This is a genomic window from Bacillota bacterium LX-D (assembly GCA_031628995.1).
Classification (GTDB): domain Bacteria; phylum Bacillota; class DUOV01; order DUOV01; family Zhaonellaceae; genus JAVLUO01.
The window spans coordinates 45,286-64,212 of sequence record JAVLUO010000002.1 but is presented as its reverse complement, the minus strand read 5'-3'; the positions used below and the strand labels follow the sequence as shown (position 1 = coordinate 64,212).

The window sequence follows — 18,927 nt, the reverse complement described above, 5'->3', positions numbered from 1 at the left end:
CATCCCCCTTTGATAACTATATTCTTTTCCCCTTATTGACTTAAAGCTAAATTATCTCGATGAATAACTTCATCATAATCTTTATAACCTAAAATTTTATGAATCTCAGTGGTATTTTTGCCTTTAATTTTTTCTATTTCCTCAGAACCATAATTAACAATTCCCCGTGCAAACTCATGACCTGCCAAGTCTAAAATACTAACTACATTACCAGCTTCAAAATTTCCTTCTATTTTGGTAATTCCAATGGGCAGAAGACTTTTTCCATCATTCATCAAAACATCTTGGGCGCCAGCGTCTACGGTAATTTTTCCTTGAATGCTTGAACCGTAAGCAATCCATCTTTTCTTGGTATGCAAGGGAGTGTCTTTGGGAGCAAATAATGTGCCTGGGCAGTTTCCCATTACAATTTGCCGTAAAACATCTTCCCTTTTGCTATCGGCAATTACCATGGGAATGCCCGAATTCATGGCCATTTTGGCTGCTTGGATTTTTGTATTCATTCCTCCAGTGCCAAATTCCGAACCTGCTCCCCCAGCCAGTGCTTCGATCTCGGCATTAATCTCTTGAACAAAGGGCAGTAAATGAGCATTAGCATCCTTTTGCGGATTGCCATCATAAAGTCCTTCTATATCGGAAAGGAGTACTAGTAAGTCTGCATCCACTAAACATGCAACTAAAGCCGACAAAGTATCATTATCCCCTAAACGTATTTCTTCCACTGCTACAGTATCATTTTCATTGACAATGGGAATAACTCCGTATTGCAACAAAGAAAATAAGGTGTGTCTAGCATTTAAATACCTTTTCCGATCTGCTAAATCTTCCCTGGTTAACAAAACCTGCCCTACTATCTGACCGTACTCAGCAAAAATTTTTTCATACATGTGCATTAATACCCCTTGACCTACAGCAGCTGCTGCCTGCTTTTCAGGAATTGTTTTCGGACGGCTTTTTAAGCCAATTTTTCCGATACCTGCACCCACTGCCCCAGATGAAACTAAAATAACTTGTTTCCCCTGGTTAGCTAAATCTGCCAGCTGGCGAATTAATTTTTCCAACCGAAATAGATTTAATTTACCCGTCCGATGGGTTAAAGAACTTGTTCCTACCTTCACAACTATTCTTGTTAAATTTTTTAATATTTCATGATTACTATTGTCCAAAAGGCTCACTCTCTTTATGGCAATTCTATTTTCGGCTTTTCTGAAGCTTGACGATAGAAAAGCAGATTCCGTCCAATAACTTGCACTAACTCCCCCTTAGCATGAACAGCTAATTCATTGCCAATTTCCTTAGGTTCAGTTAAGCAGTTTTGCAGCACACGGACTTTAATTAATTCCCGGGCCTCTAAGGCTTCGTCCACCTGAATAATAAGGTTTTTAGTGATTCCACCCTTGCCAACTTGAATGATAGGGTCCAGTTCGTTGCCCATGGCTCGTAAAAATCTTTTTTGTTTTCCTGTCAGCATGTAAATTACTAACTTTTTAAGTTAGTAACATTCACCTCCCTTACCAAACAATTTATAAACAGCAACCCAGTAGGGTTGCTGCAGACTATTAACTAACAAATATAGAATATGCACAATCTAAACCACTCGACACTAGAAAACATGTAGCCTACTCTACAAATTCAAACTCTAAATCCTTTATCCGCACAGTGTCCCCAACCTTGGCTCCTCTCTCCCGTAAAGCATCATCAACACCCATTTTTTTCATGATATTTTGAAAACGGCGCAAAGATTCTTCGTTTTCAAAATTAGTCATGACAAAGTGCTTTTCCAATTCCTTGCCACTTAAAAGATAAATTCCATCTACGTAATCGATTTTAAATCTATCTTGAGGTTCAACTTTGACTACTCGAACTTTTTCTTCCTGGCTTTCTCGCTCATAGTCAGGTTTTCCAATTTCTTGCAACAGTTGGGCTATTCTACCCAGTAGTTTTTCAACACCTGCACCTGTTACTGCGGAAATAGGAAATACTTCATAGCCCTGAACTTTAGCAATAAAATTTTGCAGCGCTGCTTGAGCTTCTGGCAAATCCACTTTATTGGCAGCTATAATTTGAGGGCGTTTGGCTAAATCAGCGTTATATAACTCTAGTTCCTTGTTAATTGCTAAAAAGTTATAATAGGGATCAGCAGATTGTTCCTGTTCCGAAGATTGGATGGAAGTGCTCATATCTACCACATGGACAATAACTCTAGTTCTTTCAATGTGTCTTAAGAAATTATGCCCAAGACCTGCCCCCTGGTGAGCTCCTTCAATTAAACCAGGTATATCTGCAACAACAAAGCTTTCCTCATCATATTTTACAACTCCTAAGTTAGGAGTTAAAGTAGTAAAGGGATAATCTGCTACCTTAGGTTTAGCAGCTGAAATACGGGAAATCAAAGTCGATTTACCTGCGTTAGGAAAACCAACTAAACCAACATCAGCTAAGAGCTTTAGTTCCAGTACTACCCAAATTTCCTCTCCAGGTTCCCCGTTTTCCGCAAATCGAGGTGCTTTATTTTTATTGCTTAAAAAGCGAGCATTTCCTCTGCCCCCACGGCCTCCTTTAGCGATTACCACTTTCTGCCCTTCGGCAAACAAATCAGCAATAGGCTCCCCAGTGTCAGCGTTTTTGACAACGGTTCCTACAGGAACTTTAATTATTAAATTTTCCGCTGAACTGCCGTGTTTATTGCTGCCTTGACCATGTTGGCCTCGGTCAGCTTTATAATGTTTTTTATATTTAAAATCCACTAAAGTTCCTAAGCTTCCGTCAGCTACAAGAACAATGTCTCCTCCTCTTCCCCCATCTCCGCCATTAGGGCCGCCTTCAGGAACATATTTTTCCCGGCGGAAAGATACGACACCGTTCCCTCCGTCTCCTGCCTTTGCATAGATCTTCGCATAATCATAGAACATTATTATCACCTAACGTTAAATTATTCTAATGCTTACAGAGTAAGTTAATTTATTTGAATTGTAATGGTAAATAGGTCTTCCTTTAATGAGCAACAATAGTTTGCATTTATTTTTTTCAAGTCTGTTAACTTTTCTGCTAAATATTCTTCCCAATTCCCATTGGTTAAAGCAGGCAAAGTAAAATTTATTTCCAGGGTTTTTTCTCCAGTAAAATTAATTTCCCACCAGCGCTCTTCTGCTGAAACTTCCAAAAGCATTTTCCCAATTAAATTTCCTACTTCTGTAAAACATTCCATTAGGCTTTTTTCCCAAGGAGGAGCATTCTTTAGTTCAGTTTCATTTAAAATTTTTAAGTCAATTCCTTTTTCCCTAAGCTCATCTTGCTTAAAAAGCAGCCATAAGACTAAGTTAGGTAAACCGAGGCGCAGTATAGTAGCATTTTCCTGTAACTGGGCAATAGCCTCTTTAACATAGCTTAAGGCCAAATCAGGTTTTCCAACCTGTAAATAGCCCATAATCACTTGAAAATGATTGAAATTATCGTGTTTGTTAATTCGAAGGTAGTTAACCATTTCTTGAGAATTAAACAAAGTAATTTCTTAACCTCCAGAATATTATTTGCTAAAATAATTCTACTTTTATATATTTTATCCTTTAATTATTAAAACAAAAAATTCCCTGTTGCCAGGGAATTTTTTGTTACATAGCTTTTTCGTCATAAATACTAACTTGTTTTTTATCTTTACCCTTACGCTCAAATTTAACGTAACCATCTATTAGAGCAAACAATGTATCATCTTTACCAATACCCACGTTTGTACCAGGGTGGATTTTAGTTCCTCTTTGGCGCACTAGAATATTTCCTGCGGAAACAAACATTCCATCAGATCTTTTGACACCTAATCTTTTGGCCTCACTATCACGACCATTTCTAGAGCTACCTACCCCTTTTTTATGAGCAAACAGCTGCAAATCCATTACGAACATGCTGTCCACCTCCTCTTAATGATTTTCATGTATTTTTGGTAGCCTTTTTCCATTGAATATAAACCCAACAGCATTGTTTGCAAAATGATTTGAGCTTTTTCCGCTTCATCTTGCGGCATCTGCTGTGGCAAAACACATTTTAGCCAGCCAGATTTTCTCTCAATTTGCATGTCTGCTGTTAAATAATGCTCCATTCCTAATAAGGCTGTCTGAGTAAGTACTGAAACGGCAGCACATACAATATCCTGGCCGTATATTCCAGCATTAGCATGGCCCTTAACTTGGAAAGATTGAACTCTCTCCAAGTCATCTAAGAAAATTTCCACAATCACCATTACTTAAGCATCAATTTTTTCAACTAAAACTTCGGTATATGGTTGACGATGTCCTTGCTTTCTACGGTATCCCTTTTTAGGCTTATACTTAAAGATAATAATTTTTTCTCCTTTGCCGTGAGCTTTTACTTTTAAAGATACTTTCGCTCCAGCAACGGTTGGAGTACCTACTTTTAGATTATCTGCTTCTCCCACAACCAAAACTTTGTCAACTACAACTGTTTCTCCTTCTGCAGCTGGGAGTTTTTCAACCTTGAGTACGTCTCCTTCGTTTACCTTGTACTGTTTACCACCTGTTTCAATAATTGCGTACACTTTTCGTGCACCTCCCCGAAAAAAACTCGCCGGTTTAGGTAACCTAAAGGTTTTTTAACCTGGACCGGGCGGTTGAACAAAACTATACCAAGAAATCGTAACATACATATATCTAAATGTCAAGCAAACAGCAAATTTACTGCAGCTTAAGCAGGGATCTTAAAATATTCATCATATTATTATAGTTTTCACTGCTACTGCCACAAGCTTTTTCTGCTGAGCCTTTAAAGTATTTATTCATATCCAAAGTTGTGTAATGACTTTCTAAGTATGCTAGACAATCATTTATCCATTGGCGATATTCATCTCCATCGAAAATTAAACCATCAGGCGTATTAATCATCGCCACTTCAGGTATAGTTTCTCCGATTTTAATTAGTTCGTGCAGCAAAATAATCCTCCTCTCGAATTAACACATAACATTCGGCAATTCGGACTTATAATCCTGCTTTTTGTAGCTTGTACCTGCATTAGAAGAGCAGCAAATTCTTGCTGCTCTTTACCTTCCTATTACTTTGGCTTTAGCCGAGACACTGCCAACATGTGTAATTTGAATTGGCACATATTGCCCCATATATTCGCTGCTGCCTTTCACCTGAACTTCATGTCCATCCAGCATAACTACGCCATCTTGTTTGCCGGCATTAGAATCAGATTCAATTTCTACTGTTAGGATCTCGCCTATTTTAACTGGCCAAATATTTTCCAAAGGATCTAGCTGTTGTTTTCTTTCTAATTTTACATCCTCCAAATGGATGCTAGAAAAACCAAATACAATTATTTTTTTGCCTGTTTGTTCTTGGAGTTGAGCCAAAAGCCGACCTTCTTCACCTACCAGCAAAGCAGCCACTGCCGGATGAACTTTTACCTTAATAATTGGAGCAGTAGTCAAAGCAGCAAAAGCTGCTATTTGTCTTCGTGCTTCTAAACTAATGGTTTCTTCCGAAAGGACCTTACCCCTTCCTCGACAGTAGGGGCAATCCTTTTGGAGGATGTTGGAAATTTCTTGCCTAACTTTTTTCCTCGTTAATTCTACTAAACCCAATTGAGTCAATCCCAAAATATGAGTTTTGGTTCTATCCTTTTTCAGCTCTTTTTCTAGAGTCTCTAAAACTAAAGAGCGGTGACCTTCATTACTCATATCAATAAAATCGATTATTACAATACCGCCAATGTCCCTTAAGCGAAGCTGACGAGCAATTTCTACGGCAGCATCAATATTTGTTCGAAAAACTGTATCAGCTAAAGTAGTACTCCCTACATATTTGCCCGTATTAACATCGATTACAGTTAAAGCCTCTACATGTTCAATAATTAGGTAGCCGCCACAGTTTAACCATATTTTACGTTTCAGTGCCTGCTCTATTTGTAAAGGAATTTGGTATTCAGCTAAAAGTTCTTCTGTTTCTTTTAGCATAATTTTATGTTTTAAATTGGGAGCTAATGTTTCCGCATAATCCAGAGTTTTTAGATAGGTATTTCTACTGTTCACAACAATCCTATCTGTATCTTCCGTTAAAATATCCCTCAATAGGCGCTGCATTAATTCTAAATCACTATGAATTAGAACCGGAGCAGCTAGGCTTTGCATTTTGCTCTTAATTTTCAACCAGGTTTGGAATAAGGAGTTAAAATCATCCTTTAACTCCTCTTCACTATACCCTTGGGCTATAGTGCGTACAATTACGCCAATATTCCCTCGATCTAGATCCTGGGCAATTTTTTTTAAACGATTTCTTTCTGTTTCGTCAGTAATGCGTCTGGATATACCTATGTAGTCTAGCATAGGCATTAAAACCAAATACCTTCCCGGCAGAGTAATATTAGTAGTAACTCTTGGTCCTTTAGTGCCTTGAGGCTCCTTTGTAACCTGCACAATTAAAGTTTGGCCTTTTTTTAATAAATCGCCAATATTAGGCTGTTGCTTTTCTACTTCTTTATGTCCCCCTTCCGGTTTAGCAGGGAAAGCATCTTCAACATACAAAAATGCATTCTTTTCTAAACCAATATCGATAAAAGCAGCCTGCATCCCAGGTAAAACATTTTCCACTTTACCTCGGTAAATATTACCGACTAAGCGCTGTTCCATGGATCTTTCAAAATAAATTTCGGCTAATCTATGATCTTCCAATACTGCAGCTACTGTTTCTAGAGGGTTTGCTTGAATCACAATTTCTTTAAACACGAGTCTTCAACTCCTTAAACCCCACTAAGCTCCAGAGGTGAAACAAAATGCCCCTCTTGGCCAGCCAATAAAGCAGTACGGTTAACAATTACCAAACCCAGGTCTAGGGGAATATTTTCCTTTTCCCGGATGGCCCTTAGTACCTCTTCCGGCCTAATATTACACTTGCTTCCTGCCTGGACAAACATTTTAAAAGTGGCCCAGCCATTTTCCACTGCCAAACATTCCAGCTGAAAAATCCCCGCTCTAATTTCTTTATTTTGCAATCCTTTTTTACCCTTCTTAACTATCGTAACTGAATCTTGCTCTAACAAGTGCTCTATGGCCTGATCAATTTGGGCTTTATGCTGTTCAGTTATTAATTTAACCTTAACTTCGTATTCCGCCGCGGCCACAATGCTCATTAATGGAGGAGTTTTGGAGTTAACTAAGTGACTGCTCAGAATACGAAAGCCTTCCGGCAAATTCTGCCGGAGCCTTTGCCAAACTTCTTCAGGGCTCATTTCCTGCCGCAACTCCAAATCAAGATATTCTGTATCTGCCGTAACCCCTACAGCCAATGCTGTGGCAAAGGACATTTTAGGGTGAGGATTAAATCCTTCGGAAAAAGCAATGGGAATCCTTGCCCGGCGAATTGCTCTTTCAAATGTTTTCATTAATTCCAGATGGGAAATAAATCTTACTTGGTTTCCTTTTGCAAACCTAATTCTTACCCTCATTGACTTTTAGCCTCCCTTTGAAACACAGGTTTGACCTTTAAACTAGAACAAATACCACATGCCCCGCAGCTGCTAAAACGGCAGTCCTTAGTTAATTCTCCTTGAACTGCTTTCTCGAACTCCTTACGTAAGTAATTTTTGCTAACACCTGTTTCCAGGTGTTCCCAAGGAAGCATCTCTGTCAACTCAATTTTTCGGTATGCATAAAATTCCGGATCCAGTCCAATTTCCTCAAAAGCCTTTAACCAAGTATTATATTTAAAGTACTCAGACCAACTATCAAATTTACATCCCTTTTGCCAAGCCAACTGTAAAACTTCCCCAAGCCTTCTGTCTCCTTTGGCAAAAACTGCTTCCAGTAAACTTAATTTGGCATCGTGATAATTATAGGTAATTCGCCGATCCTTTAAGAGGCTCTTTAAGTACTGCTGCTTCTCCTGTAAAACAGCAATTGGATCTTGGGGAACCCACTGAAAAGGCGTATGGGATTTAGGCACAAAGGAAGAAACACTAACTGTCACCCGGGGCGGTTTTTTAATGTTTTGCCCTGTTAGAATCTGCCTTCCTTTATTAAGAACTCGATAAGCCAAGTCTGCTATGCCAGCAATATCTTCTTTTGTTTCTGTTGGTAAACCAATCATAAAATAAAGTTTTATATGGGTCCAACCTGCTGCAAAGGCACCGGAAACTGCTGTTATTAAATCTTCCTCAGTTACACCCTTGTTAATCACGTCCCGCAGTCTTTGGGTTCCTGCTTCCGGAGCAAAGGTTAAACCACTTTTCCGTACTTCTTGAATCTTCTTGGCTAAATTGACAGAAAAAGCATCTACTCTTAAAGAAGGTAAGGAAATACCAACTTTATCCTCTTGCAAGCTATCTAATAAAGCAGTGGTTAGGGGTTCTACGCAGCTGTAATCGGCAGTATTTAAAGAAGTCAAAGCAATTTCATCGTGGCCAGTATTTTTGACAAGTTCTTTAGCCTGCTGCAGCAGTGTTTCTTGGCTTCGTTCCCTAACCGGCCGATAAACTATACCTGCCTGGCAAAAGCGACAGCTTCTAGTGCAACCTCTGGCTACTTCAACCATTACACGATTATGCACTGTATCCGCAAAAGGCACAATGGGTTTCGTAGGGAAGTAAGCTTCGTCTAAATTTTTAACTACTCTTTTTTGGACTTTAGCAGGAACATTTTCATTTACAGGCTCAATGCTTTCGATTTTACCCTCTTCTGAATAAATCACTTTATAGAAGGAAGGTACGTAAATACCTTGCAGTTTACTAACCTGCTGTAAAAATTTTTCTTTAGGCAGTCTGTCTCCGTACTGCTTTTTCATTTCTTTAGCTAAATTTAGAATCTCCAATAATAATTCTTCTGCGTCTCCTAATACAAAAATATCAAAAAAAGGTGCCAATGGCTCCGGATTATAGGCACAAGGGCCTCCTCCTATGACCACCGGAAAACTATCATCCCGGTCTTTGGCTAGTAGTGGCATTTCTGCTAAATTTAGCATGTTTAAAATATTGGTAAAACTCATTTCATATTGCAAAGTAAAGCCCAGCAAATCAAAATCTTTTACCGGATGGTAAGACTCTAAACTAAATAAAGGCACATTATTTTGGCCCATTAATTCTTCCATATCACCCCAGGGAGCAAAAACTCGTTCCATTAAAAAGTCTTTTTCTTTATTAACTAGCCCATAGAGTATATGCAACCCTAAATGTGACATCCCCACTTCATATAAATCTGGGAAAGCAAAAGCAAGACGAACTTTTATTTCCGACCAATCTTTATGGATAGAATTCCATTCATTGCCCTGATAACGTATTGGTTTTGTTACCCTTGGCAGTAATTGTTCTTCGACTAGTTGCCGCATTTTTATCCTCCGCTATCTCAATAAACTTGTTAGTACGTAAAATATAAATATTTCTACACAATACTATTTTTCCCTTTATTCTAAGCATAATAATTCTATTGTCAAATTACTAGCCTTGGATCATTTTTCCCAAAGTACAGGAACCACCTAATTGAAAAAAAGCTCTTAACAGCTCATGTTCTGTTATCCTAGCTTTAAAATTTCCCTTTTTATCTAAAACAATAACTAGATGATACATATTTGGACTGAATTTTGTAATTATTTCCTTTATTTGTAAAGTATCTAAAGCACTAAAACATTTAAGAGGCAGTAATCCTTTGCTGCTGATTTCCTGGTTTTTTCTCAGCAAAAAGCGCAGGAAAATGTATTGGGATGCCTCCTCTTCCTTGCGGGAAGCAATAAAAATGAAAAGTGCTGTAATAACAGCCATTAGGTCAGTATAGTGTAATGCAAAACTAATTAAACCACCTATAATTAAAGCTGCGGCGCAGTACTTTCCCCAAAGAGCAACTTGCCAGGTAGCCTTTTGTAAATCCCCACTTTTTTTAGCCCAGTATGCTCTTAAAATCCTGCCCCCGTCTAAAGGTAATACCGGAAGAAGGTTGAACAATCCCATAGTTAAATTGGCCTGCATAAAACAGTGGTACAAACTTCCTTGCCAATGAAAATTACTATGGATAATAAAGCCTAAAGTCCACAATAAAAAATTCATAAAGGGGCCGGCAAGAGCAACTCTCATTTCCAGTTGAGGGTTGCTTTGTAGTACTCCCTCAACTCGAGCAACGCCTCCGAAAGGGTAGAGCTCAATTTCCTTAACTTTTATTCCTGCCTGAACCGCAACCCTAATATGAGCCATTTCATGAATTAATATTAGGGTAAAAATAATAAATACCTGCGGCAATACTCCAAGCATTCCGTAGGCCAAAATTAAAAGCAGAAAAAAATCATTAATAATTATTTTTACTCCCCATAACTCAGCGATTTTCATTTTACACCTTAAATGGTACCCTGGTTATTAGTTATTTTATCCAAGGGGTCAATAGCTTTCCCCTTTTCTCGAACCTCAAAATGCAGTTTTACCTGCTGGCCCTGCTCCCCAGCTTTTGTTTTACCTATGATATCTCCCTGCTTAACTAATTGGCCTTCATCAACCAGAATTTCCCCTAGCAAACCATAAATTGTAACAGTATTGTTTTGGTGAGTAATTTCTATTATTCTGCCTAAATTTTGCTTATGGCTTACTTTTGAAATTTTACCATCTAAAGCTGCCCGTACAGGTGCAGCAGCCTCAGTTTCGATATCTATACCTGGATGGAACTTATTTTCACCGGAATTTGTTTCTACCCAGCCAAAATTTTGCACATATTTTCCGGAAACAGGAATAGACATAGGTAACTCTGAACGGTATACCTGCAGGTCGTAGGAATCTAGCCATAATCCTTCCCTGACCATTGTTTCTAAAACAGGTGTAAAATCGCTTTTTTCTTCTGCCAATAAATATCTTACATTTTCCTGTATGCTAACAACTCCGGGGCTTTTCCAGGAAAAGAATACTAAAAAAACAGCAAATAAAATAAGTGCTCCAAAGAATTGCTTAATCCATAGGTGTTTCAGAAAAGAATTTTTTCTTTTATAACCATAAGTAGAACTTAGTGAAGCAGTTTTATATTTGTCAATGTCCAGATTATCATACCAATTATTGTAATCCTTATTTTGCCAGGATCCCTTCAAGATTACCCCTCCTGCGTTAAAATTAATTTTTAATAATTTTTAGCATTTACTCTACTAGCAATATATGAATATATTGGGACTTTATTACACAAAAGGGGTTTTGTATTTTGCAGCTATCCGTTGCAACCTTAGCCTAAAATATGGTATTGTTTTTAGTGTGGTTATTTTTTTATGCTAAATTGTCGTAATTTGTAGATATTTTTTGCTATAATCAGCATATAATTTTTATCATCAGAAAAAGAAGGGAATTTTGTGTATTCTGAACTAAATCGTGATTATTACTTTGATAACCTTAAATTCTTTTTAATTGCCTTAGTTGTGCTGGGACATATGATAGAGCCGTTCATTGTAAATGATCTAAGCTTTAAAGTTTTTTATGTTTTTATCTATTCTTTTCATATGCCCTTATTTATATTTATTAATGGCTATTTCTCCCATAGTTGCGAAAATGAAATTGACTATATCAAGTCTATTAATTCTATTTTCCTCCCATATGTTGTTTTTCAACTTTTGTACTTATTTTTTAACAGGTTAGTACTCGGAGATTTTAGCTACAAATTTTCTTTACTAACTCCCTACTGGTTAATGTGGTATTTTGCTTCTTTGTTTATTTGGAAAATGATCCTACCCTACTTTACCAAACTGAAATATCCCATCTGCATTTCCATAATTTTAGCTATTCTAGCCGGATATGATAATACAATTGGCAGCTATTTAAGTGTTTCTAGAACAATATATTTCTTTCCCTTCTTTTTAATGGGCTATTATACTCGCAAAGACAATTTACTAGCTAAATTGTCTTTGTACTGGAGGAAAAAATATTTCCCCATCTTGCTCCTGCTTATTTGTTTTTTCATTTATATTCTTCTCAATTATTTTGATTATAGATGGCTTTACGGATGCTATTCTTATCAATTCCTTCATGCAGCTCATTGGTATGCTGGTATTTACCGATTAATAATTTATGCCATTGCTGTGCTAATTTCAATTTGGATGTTGTTATTTGTACCTAAAAATAAAACTGTTTTCAGTGCTTTTGGCGCTCGATCGAGAAATGTTTATCTCTTACACGGCTTTATAGTTAAACTTCTTTATGCCAGATTAAACTTTGACAGTTATATACATACCTTTCTTGATAAAATTCTAGTACTTCTTTTGAGTCTGGCAATTACTATTTTATTATCTCTCAATATTACTAATTATTTTATTGGGCATATTTCCAAACCAAAGCTTAGAAATATTTATACCAACACGTAAATAAAAAAATAGCACAAGAAAAATTCTTGGCTATTAGTAATTTAAATTAAAATGCGATAACCTGCCGCCGCAAATTAACGCTTAAGATTAATCCCAAAGCGGCTAGATTGGCCCACATATTGCTACCTCCATAACTAAAGAGGGGTAAAGGAATACCTGTAATGGGCATTACCCCGATTGCCATGCCAATGTTTTCTAAAATGTGAAATGTAAACATCGAAACGACACCCATAACCAATAGTAAACCATACATATCTTTTGCCTGCATAGCAATGCGCAAAGCTCTGTATAGAATTAAAAAATACAACGCTAGTAACAATAATCCACCAATTAAACCAAGCTCTTCTCCAATCACGGAAAAAATAAAATCTGTATGATGGTACGGTAGAAAATTAAGCTGCCCCTGGGAACCATGTCCCAATCCCTTACCCCAAATTCCTCCAGAGCCAACAGCAATCAGAGACTGAATAATGTTGTAACCTGCACCTAATCCTCCTTTGCCATCGTTATAAGGATTTAAAAAAACTACCAAACGCATTATTTGATAATCTTTTAAAGGCAAAGGTAAACCAAAATGAAAGTGCATCCATAAGGTAATTACAATAAAGAGTATTCCGCCAAAAAACAAGCCGCCTAAAATTTTAGGGTTAGCACCCGCAGCCAACATCATTCCAAACATAATAGCAATAAATACTAAAGAAGTACCTAAATCAGGCTGTAATAAGATTAAGAGCAATGGAACAGACACATATAAGAAGCAAGGTATAAAATCCTTAAAGGTATTTAATTTGCCCTGCTTATTGCTTAAAAATTGAGCAAAAGTAATAATTAAAATTACCTTAGCAAATTCCGAAGGCTGCAAAGTAAAGCTGCCGATGCCAATCCAGCTTTGAGCACCGTTTGAGGTTTTGCCGATGCCAGGAATTAACACAATAAGTAAAATTAAAATATTGATAATGTACAGCAGCCTCTGCATTCTGGCTAACTGGACATAATTTAAGCTGCCAATAAAAATCATCATGCCTAAACCTGTAACAATGAACATCAAATGCTTCTTAGCAAAGTAATAAACATCGTTAGGCATCACATGGGCTGAAGCACTTGCTAAAACAAAAACACTCATAATTAATATGGCAATTATCCCCAATAAAAAAGTCATATCTAAATTTTTTAATAATTTTTTGTCGAACATTTAGTTTCACCTTCCACGTTGCTATTATAGCTTATTGCCGAAGGTGCTTCTAGGGGGAATTTCTAGATAAACTAAAAAACTGCTCTTGAAGAGCAGTTGAAAATATTGCAAATTATTAGCTTGCAGATCTTTTCATTCTTAAGACAGGAATATTGCAAACTAAAGCTATGGAATCGCTTTCATTGGCTAAACTTACTTCCAGATTACCTTGGTCAATTTCCATATACTCGGAAATCACTTTAATTAAATCTTCTTTCAGGGATTGTAATAAATGGGGTGATATATCAGCCCGGTCATGTACCAATACCAAACGCAACCTTTCTGTAGCAACTTTTTTGCTGGCATTATTTGTATCTTTCGCAAAAAGTCGTTGAAAAAAATCCAACACGGCCCATACCTCCGTTCCTATTCTTAGCCCACACCAAAGAATTTTTTAAGTTTACTCATAAAACCATCGTTTGCATCCAAGTTCATTAATGGTACATCTTCTCCGGTTATGCGGCGAGCAATATTGCGATATGCTTGTCCCGCCCGAGAAGTATTGTCTAGAACAGCAGGTTCACCCTTATTGGTTGAAACGACTATTGCTTCATCTTCAGGTACAACACCAAGGATATCGATGGCCAAGATATCTATAATATCGTGAATATCCATCATATCTCCCTTTTTAACCATGTTTGGTCTAAACCGATTAAGAACCAGCTTAGGAGCAGCAATTTCGGCTGCCTCCAAAAGTCCAATAATCCGATCCGCATCCCTAACAGCAGCAACCTCTGGTGTAGTTACTACAACTGCACGTTGGGCACCAGCGATTGCATTTTTAAAGCCCTGTTCAATTCCTGCCGGGCAATCAATTAACACATACTCAAACTCTTCTTGTAAAACAGCACATAATTCTTTCATTTGTTCGGGATTTACTGCTGTTTTATCCTTAGTTTGGGCTGCCGGCAACAGGCACAAATCTTCAAAACGCTTGTCTCTAATTAAAGCCTGTTTTAAACGGCAATGTCCATTAACAACATCGACAATATCATAGACAATTCTATTTTCTAAACCTAAGACTACATCTAAATTACGCAATCCGATATCTGTATCTACCAAAACGACTTTATTATTCATTGCTGCTAATCCTGTACCAATATTGGCACTAGAAGTAGTTTTACCTACTCCTCCTTTTCCTGAGGTAATTACTATTACTTCTCCCATCAAATTTCCTCCTCTAACCCCAATTAGTATGTCAGTAAAAATTTAAGCATGTTTAATCCAAGGATGAAACTGTTCGATTACCACAACTTCGTTTTTAATTTTAGCAATCTCCGGTTGTTGAGGCGGGAGTTCCTCCTCATCAGGAGCACGTGTAATATGGTTTGCTATCCTAAGCTGGGTTGGCTGCAATTTGAATGCCGCTACTACAGCTTGTTCATTTCCAAAAGCACCTGCGTGTACAACACCCCTTAAATGCCCCATTATGACTATATTTCCACCGGCTACAATTTCTGCCCCGGGATTTACATCACCCATTACCACAACATTGCCAGGATAACGGATAACTTGCCCCGATCTAATAGTACGTTGGATTAAAATTGTTTCATCCTCTGCAGGAATATAATTTTTAACTTGTACACTTTTTGTTTGCGTCATAGTAGAAGCTCCATTCCGCTCAATGTAGCTTGAATCCATGGGAGGATTGCTCATAATAAATATTACCAAGAATTTTACAAAAAAATAAAGCAATACTCTACCATTTATTGATAAACCTTCAACCTTATGTCAATATGTTTCTACGTAAATAAAGGCAAATCCTGCTTAAGAATAGAAAAAGAACAAGCTTTTTTCTTTGCTATTCTCGCATATTCGGACATTTTGATACAAAATTAGGTTGACTCTAGTACTTTCTTGTTAAAAAATCAAAGCTAGGCTCAAAAATGGTAAATAATTGCCATTTTGCCCAGCTTTAACTATTCTTCCAATAATGGAGACTGTAAAACCCTAGTTTTAATATCTTGGCTCTTGGGGGTAATACCGAAATACTCTTCAAAAACAGCTTTGGCAACTAAACCAGCTGAAGTGCCTCCGTGTCTTCCATATTCGATAATTCCCGCGTAAGCAATTTCCGGGTCATCATAGGGAGCAAAAGCTACAAATACGCCATGGAATTCACTGTTTTTATCATCGCCTTTGCGGCCTGTTTGAGCTGTACCTGTCTTTGCTGCCACTTGAATATCCGCAGGGAAATTGTTAAATAAACTCCAGGCAGTTCCTCCCGGCTGGGTTACAGCCAACATGCCCCTTCTTACTTCTTTCAGAATTTGTGGGTCTAAGGAAACTTTATGCTCTAACTTAGGACCAAATTTCTCTATAACTCTTCCATCTGGTGCAATTACCTCTTCTAACAAATAAGGTCGATAACGCTTACCTCCGTTAGCCAAAGTTGCTATATAATTAGCCATCTGCAGCATTGTATAGTTATTGTCTCCCTGTCCAATGGAGGTATTGTAAGTTTCGTAGGGCCTCCATTTTACATAAAAGTCATAATTAGTCCTATATTCATCCTTAATTACTTTCAGATCATCTTTTTTCTGCTGCAGCAACTTGTCTTGCTCTTTTTCATCTGCTTTAGCTAGCAGAACTTTATATTTTGCTTCTAATGTTTGTAGGTTGTCTTCATATTGTTCTTTCACCCATTTTTCATTTAGTTCCGCTTTCCTTTCCGGTGATGGAAGGACCCCGGCTGATTCACCTAAAATACCACTCGTTTTAGTTTTACTGCCTAAGCCAAATTCCTTCGCCACTTGATCAATATACTGTATAGTAGCTTTATCTCCCGCATACTGGAAGAAAGTGTTGCAGGAAACAGCAAAAGCATGGTAGAAGTTAACAGTGCCGTGGACACCCCAACATTTAATATACGGTGGTTTCCAATAGGCGCCACTACAAACAACGGAATCTGTTACTTTAACCTTGCCTGAAGCTAATCCTGCCATTCCCGTAATCATTTTAAAAGTTGAACCGGGGGGATAAGCAGCCTGAACAGCTCTATTATACATAGGCAAAAGGTTTTTATTATTATAGTAGTCTAGCTTCTTGGCGTAAGTACCATCAACAAAGTCATTGGGATTCATGTCTGGTTTGGAGGCTAATGCCAAAATTTCACCAGTCTTCACATTGATAACTACCGCTGCCCCAGCACCTGCTTTTGGATAGGCAGTCTTTAATTGGGAAATTACATCATCCATGGATTTTTCCAGTGTTTTCTGCAGTTTTCCATCAATGGTCAGTTTAATAGTATTTCCAGGAACAGGTTGAATCACTAATGGCATTTCTTGAACTACTTGTCCTCGTGCATTTACTTCGACCTGCTCAGCACCTTTTCTTCCTCTTAAACCAACTTCTTTGCCGTCCTTATAAATTAGTTCAAAAGCCTTTTCTAAACCAAATTTGCCAATCTTATCGTTTAAGCCGTACATGTCCTTTCCATACCGGGATAATTCCTGTTCATTGATTTTCCCAATAAAGCCAAGTAAATGTCCTGCCAAGCTGCCGTTAGGATAGTACCGTTGGGGCTGCTCCAAGATACTAACTCCTGGAAGTTGACTCCTATTTTCTTCAATTCTACTGATCAGTTCTACAGACTCTCTTCCCCATGGTATCTTCACAATCTCAACTGGTTCATACTTTTGGGGGTGGCTTTTAACCATTTCCCCAATTACATCGGCGGTTAAATCTGGCCGGTTTAATAATTCCGCCAGTTTCCGTATGGATTGTTCTTGTTCTTGTGGTTTATCCAAATGAGCCAGGGAAATAGTAAATACTGGTTTACTAGTTGCTAAAACTTGATTTTTCCGATCTAATATTTCTCCCCTTCTAGCTTCAATTTCTAGCAAACGCATTTGATTTTGCTGTGATTTAGTTTGATACACTTCTGCTCTAAAAACTTGTAAAAAAATAAGCCTAATTCCTAACCCAGCAAAGATCAGGATTAAGGTAGCTAAAAAAAAGTTCATAGTTTTCTTTAGTTTTTTTCGTTGTTCTTCCATTTGCCGTTTACCCCTTTTTCCCAAGGCAGTAAGTCAAAAATCAATACCTTTTCACCGCCAATACTCCTTTTTTTGCCTCCTGATAAAATTTCCCATAAAAGAAAGGAGCAAGGCATGCATTAAACAAAGCTAAAGTTAAGGTATCATGCCAAACATAAGCAATAATCTTGTGATCGATCCCTGCAAGCATAGCTATGACAATATAAATAATATTTGCCAGAAACGTGGAAACAAAGGAAGTCAAGGCAGGAATAAATAGGTTTTCCTTAAATATTTTTGTCTCACTCCAGCCAACTAAGTATCCCACCAGCATCTTAGATACGGCATTCAAGCCCAAAAAACTTCCTGTATATAGGTCTTCCACCAAGCCAAAGATAAAACCTGTTTTCGCACCCACTACATGCCCATGTAATAGGCCACTAAAGACAACTAAAAGCAAAAGCAAATCCGGCTTTGTACCTGCAATTTTAAAATAGTCTAAAACAGTGGACTCTAAAAGCAGGCTAATTAATAAAAGCACTCCTAAAACAATATACCTAGACATTTAACTGCCCCCTTTTACCTCTGTAACAACTAATAATTCTTCTAATCTGTTAAAATCGGCAAAAGGTTTAATTAATGCTTTTTTCATTAGACCGTCAGGCTCTGTTTTAACGCTAACTATATAACCAATCCTTAAGCCCTTAGGCAGCACGCCGCCTAGGCCAGAAGTAATAACAATTTGGTTTTTTAGTACAGGTGCATCATAAGGCAAATGAATCATTTGGAGCAATCCAGAATCATCTGTAGTTCCTTCCACTACACCCGGAAAACGTGAAGCTTGAATTAGACCCGCCACGGCTCCTTGCCTATCCTGCAGTAGAAGTACATCAGCCGTATTTACTCCAACACGACTAATCCTTCCAACTAAACCAGCATAACTCATAACAGCCATACCTACTTTAAGGTTATTGGCTGAACCTTTATTAATTGTTAAAACCTTATTCCAATTTTTAATATCACGAGAAATTACTTCAACGGCTTCAAGTTCGTAATTCGAGCCCAGACTGCTTTGTAAACGCAACATTTGCCTAAGTCTAAGATCTTGCTGTCTATACTCTTCTAGCTGATTGTTTTCAGCCGTTAATTGATCAATTTGAGCTTTTAGTCTTTTATTCTCTGCTTGAATACTTTTAAACGACAGCAGCCCTTTTAAGGTATCTCCTGTACCCTTAGTAACAATAGTAACCCCGCTTTGCAGCGGGGCTAAAATATTACGAATCCAGTTAGTTACAGGAGTAGAAAAATTGTTAGCAGCTGCCGTCATATGCACTGTAACAGCTCCAATAACCAGCAGCACTAAACAAATTATTTGTATTTTTTTGATACGAAAACGGGCCACAC

General features: G+C 37.7%; 20 protein-coding genes and 1 other annotated feature. All 20 genes read right to left on the bottom strand.

Annotated features, from left to right (window positions below):
* Nucleotides 1-32: 32 nt before the first annotated feature.
* Complete coding sequence (gene proB, locus RDV78_02735) at nucleotides 33-1,166, bottom strand: glutamate 5-kinase (GenBank protein MDS1029419.1); 1,134 nt, start codon at nucleotides 1,164-1,166, stop codon at nucleotides 33-35.
* Between the two features lie 14 nt (nucleotides 1,167-1,180).
* A complete protein-coding gene (yhbY, locus tag RDV78_02730; GenBank protein ID MDS1029418.1) occupies nucleotides 1,181-1,471 on the bottom strand; it encodes a ribosome assembly RNA-binding protein YhbY in 291 nt (96 codons plus the stop codon).
* A gap of 148 nt (nucleotides 1,472-1,619) precedes the next feature.
* A complete protein-coding gene (gene obgE, locus RDV78_02725; protein MDS1029417.1) occupies nucleotides 1,620-2,912 on the bottom strand; it encodes a GTPase ObgE in 1,293 nt (430 codons plus the stop codon).
* A gap of 44 nt (nucleotides 2,913-2,956) precedes the next feature.
* Nucleotides 2,957-3,502 (bottom strand): Spo0B domain-containing protein, encoded by a 546-nt coding sequence (locus tag RDV78_02720; protein MDS1029416.1) that lies wholly within the window; start codon nucleotides 3,500-3,502, stop codon nucleotides 2,957-2,959.
* Nucleotides 3,503-3,611: 109 nt separating this feature from the next.
* Nucleotides 3,612-3,890, bottom strand: coding sequence for a 50S ribosomal protein L27 (gene rpmA / locus RDV78_02715; GenBank protein ID MDS1029415.1), 279 nt, complete (start codon nucleotides 3,888-3,890; stop codon nucleotides 3,612-3,614).
* On the bottom strand, nucleotides 3,890-4,234 hold the full coding sequence (locus tag RDV78_02710) for a ribosomal-processing cysteine protease Prp (protein ID MDS1029414.1): 345 nt from the start codon (nucleotides 4,232-4,234) through the stop codon (nucleotides 3,890-3,892). Before RDV78_02710 ends, rpmA begins: the two co-directional genes overlap by 1 nt.
* A 3-nt stretch (nucleotides 4,235-4,237) precedes the next feature.
* The gene (gene rplU, locus RDV78_02705) at nucleotides 4,238-4,549 is read right to left on the bottom strand and encodes a 50S ribosomal protein L21 (GenBank protein MDS1029413.1); all 312 of its coding nucleotides are present in this window, start codon (nucleotides 4,547-4,549) and stop codon (nucleotides 4,238-4,240) included.
* A 12-nt stretch (nucleotides 4,550-4,561) separates the two neighbouring features.
* Nucleotides 4,562-4,633: a sequence feature (ribosomal protein L21 leader region), on the bottom strand.
* 52 nt (nucleotides 4,634-4,685) lie between these two features.
* Nucleotides 4,686-4,940 (bottom strand): hypothetical protein, encoded by a 255-nt coding sequence (locus tag RDV78_02700; GenBank protein ID MDS1029412.1) that lies wholly within the window; start codon nucleotides 4,938-4,940, stop codon nucleotides 4,686-4,688.
* A 108-nt stretch (nucleotides 4,941-5,048) separates the two neighbouring features.
* Nucleotides 5,049-6,734: an Rne/Rng family ribonuclease gene (locus tag RDV78_02695; GenBank protein ID MDS1029411.1), complete on the bottom strand. Its 1,686-nt coding sequence runs from the start codon at nucleotides 6,732-6,734 to the stop codon at nucleotides 5,049-5,051.
* Nucleotides 6,735-6,748: 14 nt separating this feature from the next.
* Nucleotides 6,749-7,453: a TIGR03936 family radical SAM-associated protein gene (locus tag RDV78_02690; GenBank protein ID MDS1029410.1), complete on the bottom strand. Its 705-nt coding sequence runs from the start codon at nucleotides 7,451-7,453 to the stop codon at nucleotides 6,749-6,751.
* Nucleotides 7,450-9,327, bottom strand: a complete 1,878-nt coding sequence (locus RDV78_02685; GenBank protein MDS1029409.1) for a TIGR03960 family B12-binding radical SAM protein — start codon at nucleotides 9,325-9,327, stop codon at nucleotides 7,450-7,452. The genes RDV78_02690 and RDV78_02685 overlap by 4 nt, the downstream gene beginning before the upstream one ends.
* Nucleotides 9,328-9,436: 109 nt before the next feature.
* Entirely contained in the window at nucleotides 9,437-10,315 is an 879-nt protein-coding gene (locus tag RDV78_02680; protein ID MDS1029408.1) for a M50 family metallopeptidase, read from the bottom strand.
* An 8-nt stretch (nucleotides 10,316-10,323) separates the two neighbouring features.
* Nucleotides 10,324-11,058 carry a M23 family metallopeptidase gene (locus RDV78_02675; GenBank protein MDS1029407.1) on the bottom strand — a complete coding sequence of 245 codons (735 nt, stop codon included), beginning with the start codon at nucleotides 11,056-11,058 and terminating at the stop codon, nucleotides 10,324-10,326.
* A 1,303-nt stretch (nucleotides 11,059-12,361) separates the two neighbouring features.
* Entirely contained in the window at nucleotides 12,362-13,507 is a 1,146-nt protein-coding gene (rodA, locus tag RDV78_02670; GenBank protein ID MDS1029406.1) for a rod shape-determining protein RodA, read from the bottom strand.
* Nucleotides 13,508-13,622: 115 nt separating this feature from the next.
* Nucleotides 13,623-13,895 carry a cell division topological specificity factor MinE gene (gene minE / locus RDV78_02665; protein ID MDS1029405.1) on the bottom strand — a complete coding sequence of 91 codons (273 nt, stop codon included), beginning with the start codon at nucleotides 13,893-13,895 and terminating at the stop codon, nucleotides 13,623-13,625.
* A 23-nt stretch (nucleotides 13,896-13,918) separates the two neighbouring features.
* Nucleotides 13,919-14,713, bottom strand: coding sequence for a septum site-determining protein MinD (gene minD / locus RDV78_02660; protein ID MDS1029404.1), 795 nt, complete (start codon nucleotides 14,711-14,713; stop codon nucleotides 13,919-13,921).
* 42 nt (nucleotides 14,714-14,755) lie between these two features.
* Nucleotides 14,756-15,148, bottom strand: coding sequence for a septum site-determining protein MinC (minC, locus tag RDV78_02655; GenBank protein MDS1029403.1), 393 nt, complete (start codon nucleotides 15,146-15,148; stop codon nucleotides 14,756-14,758).
* Nucleotides 15,149-15,465: 317 nt separating this feature from the next.
* Nucleotides 15,466-17,544 carry a penicillin-binding protein 2 gene (gene mrdA, locus RDV78_02650; protein MDS1029402.1) on the bottom strand — a complete coding sequence of 693 codons (2,079 nt, stop codon included), beginning with the start codon at nucleotides 17,542-17,544 and terminating at the stop codon, nucleotides 15,466-15,468.
* Nucleotides 17,545-17,584: 40 nt separating this feature from the next.
* Entirely contained in the window at nucleotides 17,585-18,088 is a 504-nt protein-coding gene (gene mreD / locus RDV78_02645) for a rod shape-determining protein MreD (GenBank protein MDS1029401.1), read from the bottom strand.
* The gene (mreC, locus tag RDV78_02640; GenBank protein MDS1029400.1) at nucleotides 18,089-18,925 is read right to left on the bottom strand and encodes a rod shape-determining protein MreC; all 837 of its coding nucleotides are present in this window, start codon (nucleotides 18,923-18,925) and stop codon (nucleotides 18,089-18,091) included.
* Nucleotides 18,926-18,927: the final 2 nt, after the last annotated feature.

Coding starts and splice junctions, on each gene's coding strand:
- yhbY (MDS1029418.1), bottom strand. CDS start 1,471: ATGCTGACAGGAAAACAAAAAAGATTTTTACGAGCCATGGGCAACGAA.
- obgE (MDS1029417.1), bottom strand. CDS start 2,912: ATGTTCTATGATTATGCGAAGATCTATGCAAAGGCAGGAGACGGAGGG.
- rpmA (MDS1029415.1), bottom strand. CDS start 3,890: ATGGATTTGCAGCTGTTTGCTCATAAAAAAGGGGTAGGTAGCTCTAGA.
- RDV78_02710 (MDS1029414.1), bottom strand. CDS start 4,234: ATGGTGATTGTGGAAATTTTCTTAGATGACTTGGAGAGAGTTCAATCT.
- RDV78_02690 (MDS1029410.1), bottom strand. CDS start 7,453: ATGAGGGTAAGAATTAGGTTTGCAAAAGGAAACCAAGTAAGATTTATT.
- RDV78_02685 (MDS1029409.1), bottom strand. CDS start 9,327: ATGCGGCAACTAGTCGAAGAACAATTACTGCCAAGGGTAACAAAACCA.
- RDV78_02680 (MDS1029408.1), bottom strand. CDS start 10,315: ATGAAAATCGCTGAGTTATGGGGAGTAAAAATAATTATTAATGATTTT.
- rodA (MDS1029406.1), bottom strand. CDS start 13,507: ATGTTCGACAAAAAATTATTAAAAAATTTAGATATGACTTTTTTATTG.
- minD (MDS1029404.1), bottom strand. CDS start 14,713: ATGGGAGAAGTAATAGTAATTACCTCAGGAAAAGGAGGAGTAGGTAAA.
- minC (MDS1029403.1), bottom strand. CDS start 15,148: ATGACGCAAACAAAAAGTGTACAAGTTAAAAATTATATTCCTGCAGAG.
- mrdA (MDS1029402.1), bottom strand. CDS start 17,544: ATGGAAGAACAACGAAAAAAACTAAAGAAAACTATGAACTTTTTTTTA.
- mreD (MDS1029401.1), bottom strand. CDS start 18,088: ATGTCTAGGTATATTGTTTTAGGAGTGCTTTTATTAATTAGCCTGCTT.